The sequence below is a fragment of the Holdemanella porci genome (genome assembly GCF_019052655.1).
Classification (GTDB): Bacteria; Bacillota_I; Bacilli_A; order Erysipelotrichales; family Erysipelotrichaceae; genus Holdemanella; species Holdemanella hominis.
On sequence record NZ_JAHQVB010000061.1, the window covers coordinates 1 to 11,828 of the forward strand.

General features: G+C 33.2%; 11 protein-coding genes. 4 read left to right on the plus strand and 7 right to left on the minus strand.

Going from position 1 to position 11,828, the window contains the following annotated elements:
- Nucleotides 1–132 precede the first annotated feature (132 nt).
- The gene (locus KTQ83_RS09680) at nt 133–1,386 is read right to left on the minus strand and encodes a methionine gamma-lyase family protein (protein ID WP_117926521.1); all 1,254 of its coding nucleotides are present in this window, start codon (nt 1,384–1,386) and stop codon (nt 133–135) included.
- An 88-nt stretch (nt 1,387–1,474) separates the two neighbouring features.
- Here KTQ83_RS09680 and KTQ83_RS09685 point away from each other — a divergent pair, with 88 nt between their 5' ends.
- Both KTQ83_RS09685 and KTQ83_RS12340 read left to right on the plus strand, forming a co-directional pair.
- Nucleotides 1,475–2,143: a type I phosphomannose isomerase catalytic subunit gene (locus KTQ83_RS09685; protein WP_244975832.1), complete on the plus strand. Its 669-nt coding sequence runs from the start codon at nt 1,475–1,477 to the stop codon at nt 2,141–2,143.
- Nucleotides 2,083–2,418, plus strand: a complete 336-nt coding sequence (locus tag KTQ83_RS12340) for a hypothetical protein (protein WP_244975833.1) — start codon at nt 2,083–2,085, stop codon at nt 2,416–2,418. The genes KTQ83_RS09685 and KTQ83_RS12340 overlap by 61 nt, the downstream gene beginning before the upstream one ends.
- Before the next feature lie 19 nt (nt 2,419–2,437).
- Here KTQ83_RS12340 and KTQ83_RS09690 read toward each other — a convergent pair whose 3' ends face one another.
- The 6 genes from KTQ83_RS09690 to KTQ83_RS09715 all read right to left on the minus strand — a co-directional run bounded on the left by KTQ83_RS09690 (nt 2,438) and on the right by KTQ83_RS09715 (nt 8,878).
- Nucleotides 2,438–3,745: an ATP-binding protein gene (locus tag KTQ83_RS09690; protein ID WP_217256664.1), complete on the minus strand. Its 1,308-nt coding sequence runs from the start codon at nt 3,743–3,745 to the stop codon at nt 2,438–2,440.
- Between the two features lie 221 nt (nt 3,746–3,966).
- Nucleotides 3,967–6,006, minus strand: coding sequence for a sensor histidine kinase (locus KTQ83_RS09695; protein ID WP_217256665.1), 2,040 nt, complete (start codon nt 6,004–6,006; stop codon nt 3,967–3,969).
- Nucleotides 6,003–6,704, minus strand: coding sequence for a response regulator transcription factor (locus KTQ83_RS09700; RefSeq protein ID WP_217256666.1), 702 nt, complete (start codon nt 6,702–6,704; stop codon nt 6,003–6,005). Before KTQ83_RS09700 ends, KTQ83_RS09695 begins: the two co-directional genes overlap by 4 nt.
- Before the next feature lie 68 nt (nt 6,705–6,772).
- Entirely contained in the window at nt 6,773–7,354 is a 582-nt protein-coding gene (locus tag KTQ83_RS09705; protein ID WP_217256667.1) for a VTT domain-containing protein, read from the minus strand.
- A 199-nt stretch (nt 7,355–7,553) separates the two neighbouring features.
- Entirely contained in the window at nt 7,554–8,333 is a 780-nt protein-coding gene (locus KTQ83_RS12650) for an MATE family efflux transporter (protein WP_438802591.1), read from the minus strand.
- Nucleotides 8,334–8,404: 71 nt separating this feature from the next.
- Nucleotides 8,405–8,878, minus strand: coding sequence for an MATE family efflux transporter (locus tag KTQ83_RS09715; protein ID WP_217256668.1), 474 nt, complete (start codon nt 8,876–8,878; stop codon nt 8,405–8,407).
- Between the two features lie 74 nt (nt 8,879–8,952).
- Between KTQ83_RS09715 and KTQ83_RS09720 the strand changes: the two genes are divergently transcribed.
- Both KTQ83_RS09720 and KTQ83_RS09725 read left to right on the plus strand, forming a co-directional pair.
- Complete coding sequence (locus tag KTQ83_RS09720) at nt 8,953–10,089, plus strand: PP-loop family protein (RefSeq protein ID WP_217256669.1); 1,137 nt, start codon at nt 8,953–8,955, stop codon at nt 10,087–10,089.
- A 97-nt stretch (nt 10,090–10,186) separates the two neighbouring features.
- Nucleotides 10,187–11,641, plus strand: coding sequence for a S10 family peptidase (locus KTQ83_RS09725; RefSeq protein ID WP_217256670.1), 1,455 nt, complete (start codon nt 10,187–10,189; stop codon nt 11,639–11,641).
- Nucleotides 11,642–11,828 lie beyond the last annotated feature (187 nt).

The window sequence follows — 11,828 nt, forward strand, 5'->3', positions numbered from 1 at the left end:
TAAAATCCCTATGACTTTTAAAGGTTGATTTATCCCTATCCAGTTTTATATATTCGTTTAAAGGGAGTTGACCACTTTTATTCTTTATTGATCGAAGTATCGTTTGAAACGAAAAAAGATGCACTTGGCATCTTAGTTGTTTTTCATATTTGTTAGGGCAAGAAGAATAGAAAGTTTTCCATATTCTAATGTTAATCCACCCTGCATATATAAAGTATAGGGTTCAACGACTGGAGCATCTGCACTTAGTTCGATTGTACTTCCTTGTGTAAAGCTTCCAGCAGCCATAACTTCATCAAATGGATAGCCTGGCATTGGAGCGGCCATAACACGAACAAATGAATCAATTGGACTTGTGGATTGAATGCCTTGTGTAAAGCTAACAAGATTTTCTTTGGAACCTAGTTCTAAAGTTTGAATGATATCCGTTCTTTCATCATTATAAGCAGGCGATACGTTTTTATAGCCTAATTTTTCTAACATATAAGCTGTGAAAACGGCTGTCTTTAAAGCACTCTTTACAGCATTTGGTGCCATGAAAATACCTTTAAAGAAAGAGTTGTTCAAGTTAAAGTTTGCACCCAAATCCTTACCGATTCCAGGAGCTGTTAAGCGTTCAGCTACCATATTGATTAATTCTTTATTACCAGCTACATATCCTCCGGTAGAGGCGATTCCTCCACCTAAGTTTTTCATCAAGGATCCCACCACTACATCAGCACCAATATGTCCTGGCTCTAATTTTTCAACAAGTTCACCATAACAGTTATCGACCATGATAATAACGTCTTTGTTTACTTCACGAATCTTTTTGATGATACGCTCAAGCTTTGAAATGGTTAATGATAAACGGTGGGCATATCCTCTAGATCTTTGGATTTCCACTAATTTTACATTGTTTTCTTTTAAACGAGAAATAATCTTATCATCATCAAAATCATCATTCACTAAATCAATTTGTTCATACTTTACACCATTGGCTTTTAAGGATTGTGTAGAATCCCCACATAAACCAATCATTTCCTGTAAAGAATCATATGGAGCACCAGAAATGGAAATCATTGTATCTCCATGTTTTAATAGGGCAGATAAAGTTAAATATAAAGCGTTTGTACCACTCATGATTTGAGGACGTACTAAAGCATCTTCACATCCGAGTACTGTCGCAAAAATACGTTCAATCTTATCACGACCCTCATCATAGTTACCGTATCCGTTAATATCCGCAAAGTCAGAATAAGAAACGTGGTTCTCAATAAATGTAGCTAAGATACGATCTGAATTGTATAAACATACATCATCAATTTTTTTATAAATATCTTTTAAAACGACATCCGATTCTTCTGCCATTTTCAATAAGTCTTTATCAATTTGTTCTAAAATCATAAATAACCTCCAAAAGTCCACTTCTTCTATTATACACGATTTAAATATTTGTGGTATGCTCAAGTCAAGATATGAAGGGAAGTAAAAAATGGAAAAAGTATTATTTTTAGATTCGCCCATGAAAGAAAAGCTGTATGGTTCAAGGCGCATCCAAGAAAAGTTTGGCTTCGGTCCTATGGACAAAAAGATTGGAGAATACTGGGCTATTAGTGCACATGATAATGGCTTAAGTAAGATCAAAAATGGAAAATATAAAGGGGAAACATTAAAAGATGTATATTTAAATCATAGAGAATTATTTGCGAATGATCCTCACGATAAGTTTCCACTATTAGTTAAAATTAATGAGATTCAAGAACCATGTTCCGTGCAGGTACATCCAGATGATGCATATGCTAGAAAACATGAAAATGATTTTGGTAAGGCTGAATTTTGTCTGTGGCTAGATGTGGAAGAAGGTACAAAAATCATTCGTGGACATAATGCCAAGACAAAGGAAGAATTTCGAAAGGCCATAGAAGAAAAAGCTTGGGATACTTTATTCGTTCGAAAACCAGTGTGCGCAAATGAATTTGTTTATACACCTGCAGGAACTATTCATGGTATTGAAGGGAAACTAATGATGGCTGAAGTGCAACAATCCAGTGATGTTACATATCGTATATATGATTATGATCGAAAGATGCGAATGGGAATATGCGAGAACTACATATTGAAAAGGCTATTAAAGTCACAAATATACCGCATATTGAACTAGATGTGCATCCAACAGTTACGATGTTAGAAGGAAATGAAGTCATTGAATATGTGAATGAAAAGTATTTTAGTGTGACTCGATACAAAATTCAAAATGAAATTCAGATCAACAATCCTTCATATTCCTTATGCTTACCATTAAGTGGAAATGGAATCTTACATATTGATGGAAAAGACTATGATATTCAAGTAGGCATTGGCTTTATCATCACAAGTCATACAAAAAGATACTCCATCCAAGGTAATATCGATTTACTGGTAAGTGTGCCAAAATAAAAGATCCGATTGGATCTTATTATTTGATGAAATTCAATAAAAATTCACTGGCACCAATAGTTATAAAACCTTCTTCATCCATCATGGCTTTATAAGGTCGATTTACTACCAATATTTTTTGAATTTGATCATTTAATTTAATGAAAGGACGAATTTCTCGGTTTCGAGTTTCAGAATTTGAGATATCTGTTGAAATTTGAATGTAATATTTACGTTCATTTTTTTGTGCAAAAAAATCAATTTCATTTGTTTTTCGAACGGATTTACCTTCTTTATTTTTTTCAACTGTATCGAAAGTTCCAACATTAATGGTATATCCATTATATATGAGTTCATTGTACACAATATTTTCTAACAATTGTCCCTCATCGGGATACGCAAAATTTAATCGTGCATTTCTTAAACCTGTATCCACAAAATAGTATTTTCTTAAAGCACCAATTTCTTTCTTTCCACGAATGTCATAGCGATTCGCTTCTTGGAGAATGAAGGCATCCTTAAAATATTGAATATATTTTTCAATTGTTTGTGCATCAATGTTTTCATGTTTAACACTTTTAAATGTATTTGATAATTTCTTAGAATTCAACAATTCGCCTGTCAAATCACTAAGAATGGTACAGAGTTCATCTAAGTTTTCTGTTTTCTTTAGCTTATTATGTTCAATAATATCTTTGAAATAGGTTGTTTCAAATAATCCTTTTAAATATTGTTTCTTTGAATTTTCATCTGATAATACTGCAAGTGGCATGCCACCATACTGCATATATTCATATAAGGCATCTGTTTTGGAACCTTGTCTATAACTGTAAAACTCTTCAAAAGATAATGGTTGCATATGGATTTGGCTAGCCTTGTCTCTAAATTCTGTCACAATGTCGGTTGACAACATTTTTGAATTGGATCCAGTAATATAAAGGTCTATGTTTTTTTCATGAGAAAGTCCTAATACAACATCAACAAAAGAGATGGTTTCTGTATCTTTCGCTTTGGCTAATTTGATTTTTCCACCTGTTAATGCAGGATTAACAATTGTAAAAACACGTTGAATCTCATCTAAAATGACGTAACAATCACTCTTATCTTTAGTGATAGAACGTACATACTTTCCTAGCTCAATGGGATTTCTTAAATGGGCATTCTTATCATCATCAAGTTCAATAAGAATTATATTTTCTTCAGGTACATTATTTTCTATAAGATAATCGGTGAATATTTCATGCAACAAATAGGATTTACCAGTTCTTCTTGGTCCAGTTATGACTTTTGGAAACCTGTTGTTCTTTAATGCGATAAGTTGATTTAAGTATTTAGTTCTTTTTATCATTTTGATCACCTTTTTTGTAGAATTCTACACTTTTTCTGATTACATTTTAAAATGATTTAAAGAATAATTCAATTTATAATCATTTTTTTTGTAGAATTCTACATTTTTTATGGCTATAAGTTAATGATACACAGATAAAAAGTGGCCTGTATCCTTTACTTTAGGATTTTTGACCACTTTATTTTATCTACAATCATTTTTTCTGTAGAATTCTACATATTTTAGGATTTATGAAAACTTAGAATTGATTTGAAGAGATCCCCATCTGTTTCAATCATAAATGTACCATTCTGTACTTCTGTAAAACTCTTTACGATCGCAAGACCTAGACCGCTGCCAGCTTCATGCCTTGATTTATCGCCACGCACAAAACGTTCGGTAATATCACTATCAAAATCAAGCGGTGCTTTCGAAGTGTTTTTCATTATGATCACAACCGAATTACCAATGTCTTTCACATCCAAGAATACACGTGTGTTTTCAAGTGCATACTTAGAAATATTGGTAAATAAGTTTTCAAAAATACGATATGTCTTATTTCCATCCAAACATACATGAATTTCTTTTTCTGGAAGATTTGTCACAAGCTGAAGATTTTTAGCTTGTAGAAGCTCTTCATTTTCTGCACATACCTGCTCCATGAATTCAATGATGTTAATATCAGAATATTCTAAATCAATATTACCACTATTGGCTTTGGATACTTCAAACAAATCTGTGATTAGAATGCTTAAACGATCGGTGTATTGATTCAATCGTTCTAAATAACTCTTTTTATCTTCCTCGCTAATACTAGGATCATTTAATAACTCTACATAATTTTTAATACCCGTTAATGGTGTTTTTAAATCATGTGATACATTTGAAATCAATTCTGTCTTGAGATTCTGTGATTGTACTTGTTCTTTTACAGCTTGTTCAAAACCATCCTTAATTTGATAGATATTATTGTTTAAAGATTGGAATAAACCAGAATCTGCAGGCTTAATATTCTCAAAATTACCACTCGATAGATCTTCAGTCATATGTAATATGTCTTGGTATTGACTTTGCACATTTTTGATTTTCTTATAGCCTACAATGCTGATGCCAATTAATGCTGTAACGACGATAAAGAAAGAGAAGAATGGAATGTTAAGCAATGAAATAAACGCAAGAATCAAGATCAGACATGTCGAGAAAATAATATACTTTTTAAGAATCTCATCTGATAAATCGGTTGAAATAATTCGTTCTACTTTGTTTGAAAAATAAAGAATAGATTTACCAACTAAAGTTCTATGAAAGAACCAGTCTTTAACCGATGCTGTAAATTGGCATTTTAACCAATATACAGATAATCCAATAAAGAATAGGGTGATGGACCATGCAAGAATGTTCGTAAAATATACGATAGGTTGACTAAACTCAATATGATATCGATTTAAGATGTTTAAGAAAGTTCCTTCAATGGAATAGGTAGTTAATATGCATGTACCACTAGCTAGTAGGGCATCGACAACTAGGAATAAAAAGAATGCAGGTTCAAATAACCAGTTGTTCACATGCCTAAAGATATAGGCTTCCTTTTCATATACATATCTATTAAGAAAGACATATAGAGCGATAATGGCACTACAAATCAAGAAGGCTGCCACAAAGAAATAGGCATATTGATCACCATCTAGTTCTAACAAGTCAATAAGACTTGAATTGTCGTAATTTAAAACAGCCGGAATATAGAATGTTAGTACAACATCACTTGGCATATGAAGCGTATAGCCTGGAAATGGCTTTCCATCACAATAATATGTGCCACCATAGTATTCATAATACTTTTCACTGTTATAGTTAATAAGATTCACAATATTATCCGTTACATTTAAAGTATTCGAATCCAAAGTGTCATAATATCTTGTATCTTTTTTCTTTACATTCACATTAAATTGTTTTGAAGTGATTTTATTGTTTACATCACACGTATAAAAGAAGTTTGGATCATTCTCAAAAATGTTTTTTGCGCTAGATAAAGATGAGTCTAACCCTTTTTTTATATCCTTTTGAATATCTTCCGGTGTATCTTTCTCAAAAGTAATATATTTATACTTTGGATCTTGTTCCAATTTTTTAGCTAGAATAAAAGCTGTAAGATTCTGCTCTAAAGTTTCAGGAAGCTTCGTTGGAGTAGCGGTAGAAACATTTGGATAAAAACTTGTCACTATACAAGAACTAATGATGCATAAAGCACATAGTATTGTTAAAAAAATATTTTTCTTTTTCATTGTATATTCTCCATTTTATAGCCCTGCCCCCATACAACCTTAATATAAATAGGATTTTTAGGGTTGGTCTCGATTTTTTTACGTAATTTACGAATATGAACCATAATCGTTTCCGTGTTGATAGCTTCTTCTTTCCATACCAATTCATAGATTTGTTGGCTAGAAAAGACTTGTCCAGGGTGTGAAATCAATAGTTTTAAAATATCAAACTCTTTTGGCGTTAATTTAATATCCCTTGAATTTAACGTCACTCTTTTTGTCGTATTATTTAACACAAGATCACCAATCATATACTCATCTTCGTTCTTTGTCTCATTTTTTAGATTTAAGATTTGTTCATATCTTCTTAAATGCGAACGTACTCTTGCGACTAGCTCCATACTTTGAAATGGCTTGGTGATATAATCATCGGCACCAATATTTAAACCTGTGATTTTATCGATATCTTCACTTTTTGCACTTAAAAATAGAATCGGAAAGTCATGATGTTTTCTTGCTTCCATGACCATAGAAATGCCATCCATAACAGGCATCATAATATCTACGATGGCTAAATGAATATCGTTTGTTTCAATCTTTTCTAAGCCTTCTTTTCCATTTGCGGCAAGAATCACATTGTATCCTTGATTCTTCATATAAATTCCGATAGCTTCACGAATTCCTTGTTCGTCTTCTACCACTAATATTGTATGTTCCATAAAGTTCTCCTTTTAATAATGTAAATAAAATCCAATGCATGCACATAATATCCCAATGTATAACATAATTATAACCACCTTTCGATAATTTGAAACAATTGCGTAAGACCATAAGAATAGGCAATCAAAGATAATGGCTTACCCAAAAGAATGATCCAGACAAATTTTTTGAGTGACATATGTGTCAGTCCTGCAAGCATACACAAGAGATCATCAGGTGCACAAGGTAAGAAAATAGCTAACATAAAGAAGGTATCAAATTTATTTTGATCATATGTATACTTCATATATTTGTCGTAATCTTTCTTTTTACATAATTTTAGAATGATTCTATGACCATATTTACGAACAAGTAAAAAGATACATATGGATCCGATACAAATACCTATATAGTTATATATAAATCCATTGACTGCTCCAAAAGCTGTAATACCCAAGGCACTTGATGCACCACCGGGAATAATGGGGATAATCACTTGAATGATTTGTAGAAAAATAAAAAGTAGGGGTGCCAAAATTCCTGCCTTAGATAGTGTAGCCTGTAGAAGCTGTGGATTTGTGAAGTATCCTTGGGAAAAGAAATAAACGCAAATAAGAATCATAAGGATCAATCCAAAGTGTGTTATGTTTTGTATGTTTTTATTTGTCATAAAGTATCACCATGATTAATATAACGAATAATTATTAAGGTTCTTTAGTGATAAATCTTAAAGTTTTCTAAATAATTGAATAAAAAAGGTTGGAAAAGTGGATAAAATAAAAAAATATGGGTTTGAAAAATAGTGCAAATTGTAATAAATGCTTTATATAAAAGGAAAACAAAAAACTTGTGTAAATTATACACAAGTCTTATTCATAAGCTTTGTATGTACGAATAAGCAATGGAAGTTCAGCCATCAACATACCCATCCATCCAGCTAGATATGAGTATGGTAAAGCTTCTATGCCTAGATGTAAGCTAAATACAAGTGGGGCAGCTACAATAACTCGAACTGTCATATTCACTAGACTTGAAATGAGCGTAATTTTTAAATCGCCAATCCCTCTAAAAAAGCCTTGGATTCCATTGGTGAAGGCAGGAAGAATATACATGATGGAAATTAAATGTAGATAAGTCACTCCATGCATAATAACTTCTTCATCTTGTACAAATAGACACATCAATGGTTTTGCGAAGATAAAGCATACTAGAAAGATAAATATACCGTAGATGGATTCTAAAACCATTCCGCAACGAAATCCTTCCTGCATACGATTTTTCTTTCCGGCGCCCTTATTTTGTGCCATTAAAGCTGTCATGGAGTGAGCAATGTTTTGTTCCGGGGTATACGCAAAGTCATCAATTCGATTGACGGCCGTAAAGGCAGCTACAACCGATACACCCATTGTATTGACAATCATTTGAATACCAAGCTTTCCAAGTTGTACAGTCGCCTGCTGCATTGCACTTGCCCAGCCATACGCAATGGTTCTTTTTAATAATGAAATATCAAAGATAAGCCACTTTTTACCCAGTTGTAGAAGTGGCACTTTCTTTTGTATATATAGAATACAGAATAGGCAACATAAAGCTTCACAAATCACAGTAGAAATGGCACATCCTTTACTTCCTGCATGTAAAACGACCACAAAGAATAAGTCTCCAAAGATATTTAAAATGGAACTGATAATTAAGAAATATAGGGGTGATTTACTGTCGCCTAAAGCGCGTAGTGTACTCGCAAAAAGTTGTATAAAAAGGTAAAAACTAAACCGGCAAAGATGATTTGGAGATAGGTATTAGTCATATTGAAAATAGATGAATCTACCTGCATAAATTTAAGAGTTTGTGGCGAAAAAAATATGCAAATCAGTGTTAATACAAGTGAAAATACAAGTCCTGCAAGCATGGTTGTGCTCATTTGACGAGCGAGTTTTTCTTCATTTTTAGCCCCATAATACATGCCAATCAATATGCTTGCGCCCATACAAAGTCCATTTAGAAATAGGATGAATAATGTCGTGATTGGATTACAAATTCCGACTGCGGCTAAAGCTTCTTTTCCAACAAAGTGCCCTACAATAATACTGTCAACGGCATTATATGTTAATTGGAATAGATTTCCCAATACTAAGGGAATGGTAAAGTGAACTAACATAGGCATGATTTTGCCTTGTGTCATATCTTGTGTCATAATCAAACTTCCTTTTTTTGTTCATATTTTGCGCTTTTTCATCCAAAAATTCAATATTATGTTAGAATAGTCTCATGAAAATTTCAGTAGAACAATTAAAACAATTAAATAAAGAAGAATATATCTTAATTGATATTCGTGATGCCGAAGAAGCCTTTAAAAATCCAATCGAGAACAGTATTGTATTAAGTGGAGAAAGTGTTTTATCCAAAGAATTTGATTCAACTAAGAAGATTATTGTCGTTTGCGCTCAAGGCTATGTCAGTGATGTTGTTGCACAAAAATTGCAGGAAAAATATGAAGCGTATAGTGTAGATGGTGGGTATGTTTCAATCGTTATGGATAAGATGAACACAAATGTGTCGGATGATTTTTGTGCACAAGTCGAAAGAAGTATTATTAAAACGTATCGAAGAAAGATTTGGTCAAAATTTACGAAGGCTATCCGTGATTATGAGCTTGTCAAAAAAGGCGATTGCATTGCGGTGTGTATTTCGGGTGGAAAAGATTCGATGTTGATGGCAAAATGTTTTCAAGAACTGCATAAACATTCACCGGTTCATTTTGATGTGAAATATATCGTAATGGATCCAGGCTATTCAAAAGAGAATCGCGAGGTTATTGAAAAGAATGCCAAAAAGCTAAATATTCCAATTGAAATCTTTGAGAGTGATATTTTTGACAATGTTTTTAATATTGAAAAGAATCCATGTTATATATGTGCAAGAATGCGAAGAGGTCATTTATATAACTATGCCAAGAATTTAGGGTGTAACAAAATAGCTTTGGGACACCACTATGATGATGTGATTGAAACCATTTTAATGTCGATGCTTTATGGGGGACAAATTCAAACGATGATGCCAAAGTTACATTCAAATAACTTTAAGGGTATGGAAGTCATTAGACCACTATACTTGATTCATGAAGATGATATTAAGATTTGGGCAAAACACAACAATCTGTATTTCATTCAGTGTGCATGCAAATTCACTCAGGCTTGTGCCAATGAAACATGTTTAACACAATCCAAGTCAAAGCGTTTAGAAATGAAAAACTTAATCAAGGAATTGAAGAAAGTCAATCCGTTTGTAGAGCAAAATATTTTTAAGAGTGTAGAAAATGTAAGCCTTAAAACCGTGATTGCCTATAAGGATGATCATGCAAGACATCACTTTTTAGATACGTATGATGAAGAGGGAAATGGATAGCTTCTCTCTTTTCATTTTTATTTACAAAAATGTAATAATTTACATTGACTATTTTTCACTACGTTCTATAATGGAATTATTGTGGAGGAAACGAATTATGTATAAAACAGAAAGCTTTAAACCAGATACTTTTAAACCCGCTCGTTTTGAGTCTGATGGAAAAATTACATTGTCAGGAAAAGAAATTCCATATCATACAATTTGTGAAGACAATGTTATCTATGGACCAGATGGAAATCCAGTCGCATCAATTTTCACGTATGCCTATTTTAGAAGCGATGTAGAAGATACAGCTGATCGTCCTGTTGTCTTTGCGTATAATGGAGGTCCTGGGTCGAGTTGTATGTATGTTCATGCAGGTTTTCTAGGAACGCGTCGTATGCAGTATGATGAAGTGGATCGTGAAAGTGCTTTTGGACCTTATAAAGTCATTGATAATCCAGATTGTTTGATTGATATTGCGGATATCGTATTGATTGATCCTGTTGGAACCGGATATGGTGTATTGATTGATGAGAGTAAGAAGAAAGATTTCTTTGGCATTGAACAAGATGCAGAAGCCCTATTGACAGTTCTTGAAGCTTGGGTTCGTCGTTATAATCGTGGTTTGTCACCAAAATATTTATGTGGCGAAAGTTATGGATGTACTCGTAGTGCAGTCGCTGCAGGAATTGCTGCCACAATGGGAAGAGAAAGAGGCTATGGTATTGCCTTTGATGGTATTGTGTTTATTGGAAATACGGTTACTGTAGGTAAATACTTTGGTGAAGGCTTACCTGTTGAAACAAGTGTATTGGGATTTCCTACATATGCAGGTGTAAACTGGTATCACAATCATCCAACTGATCAAAGTGTAGAAGATTTTGTGAAAGAAGCAAAGGCTTTCGCAGACCATGATTATGTACTTGCACTTTATAAAGGAGAAGCCATTTCGGAAGAAGAAAAAGAACATATCTTAGAAAAAGTAAGTTATTATACAGGTGTTTCTAGAGAATACTTGATTCGTCATGGCTTAAAAATTGATGATGATGATTATCGTCAAGAAGTATTAAAGACAAAAGGAAAAGCTGTATCTCGTTATGATGGTCGTGTGACTCGTCCATTATTAGAGCCCGAACAAGATGAAATCAAAAAGGCATTGTGGGATGATGCGACAGCCGATCGTTACGATACATTCTTCTATGCTGCATTTACAGGAGATCTACTTCCAAAATTAAATGTAAAATTAGACCGCAACTTTATTCCAGGAACTGATTATTATATGCATTGGGATAAAGAAGAAAAGAAAGGTACAACCGCAGAAGAATTGCGTTATGCAATGACACGTCGTCCAGGAATGCGTGCATTCTTTGCGAATGGATGGTTTGATCTATGTACTGAATTTGGATATGCATGGCACACAATGGATCATGCTGGACTTCCAAAAGATCGTGTATTCTGGAAAGGATACCAAAGTGGACATATGATTTATCTTGGTGAAGATAATGTTCATGAATTATGTTCAGATATTCGTGATTTTATTCTTGGTAAGAATCCTAAATCTCAATTTTAATAAATGGCTCACTTCGGTGAGTCTGTTTATCTTGTGATGATAAATAATGGAAAAATAGTGAACTTTTAATGGAAGTAATTGGCTTTTTGAAAGTCACAACGGAATCACCGAAATGTTTCAATGAAACATTTCTCAGATTGTTGACAAAAGCCTATACCTTTTCGTAAGGGCATAGGCTTTTTATTGT

Excerpts from the sequence above, each read along its gene's own strand:
- KTQ83_RS12340 (WP_244975833.1), top strand. The coding sequence starts at position 2,083 with ATGCGAGAACTACATATTGAAAAGGCTATTAAAGTCACAAATATACCG.
- KTQ83_RS09680 (WP_117926521.1), bottom strand. The coding sequence starts at position 1,386 with ATGATTTTAGAACAAATTGATAAAGACTTATTGAAAATGGCAGAAGAA.
- KTQ83_RS09720 (WP_217256669.1), top strand. The coding sequence starts at position 8,953 with ATGAAAATTTCAGTAGAACAATTAAAACAATTAAATAAAGAAGAATAT.
- KTQ83_RS09700 (WP_217256666.1), bottom strand. The coding sequence starts at position 6,704 with ATGGAACATACAATATTAGTGGTAGAAGACGAACAAGGAATTCGTGAA.
- KTQ83_RS09705 (WP_217256667.1), bottom strand. The coding sequence starts at position 7,354 with ATGACAAATAAAAACATACAAAACATAACACACTTTGGATTGATCCTT.
- KTQ83_RS09690 (WP_217256664.1), bottom strand. The coding sequence starts at position 3,745 with ATGATAAAAAGAACTAAATACTTAAATCAACTTATCGCATTAAAGAAC.
- KTQ83_RS09725 (WP_217256670.1), top strand. The coding sequence starts at position 10,187 with ATGTATAAAACAGAAAGCTTTAAACCAGATACTTTTAAACCCGCTCGT.
- KTQ83_RS09695 (WP_217256665.1), bottom strand. The coding sequence starts at position 6,006 with ATGAAAAAGAAAAATATTTTTTTAACAATACTATGTGCTTTATGCATC.
- KTQ83_RS09715 (WP_217256668.1), bottom strand. The coding sequence starts at position 8,878 with ATGACACAAGATATGACACAAGGCAAAATCATGCCTATGTTAGTTCAC.
- KTQ83_RS09685 (WP_244975832.1), top strand. The coding sequence starts at position 1,475 with ATGGAAAAAGTATTATTTTTAGATTCGCCCATGAAAGAAAAGCTGTAT.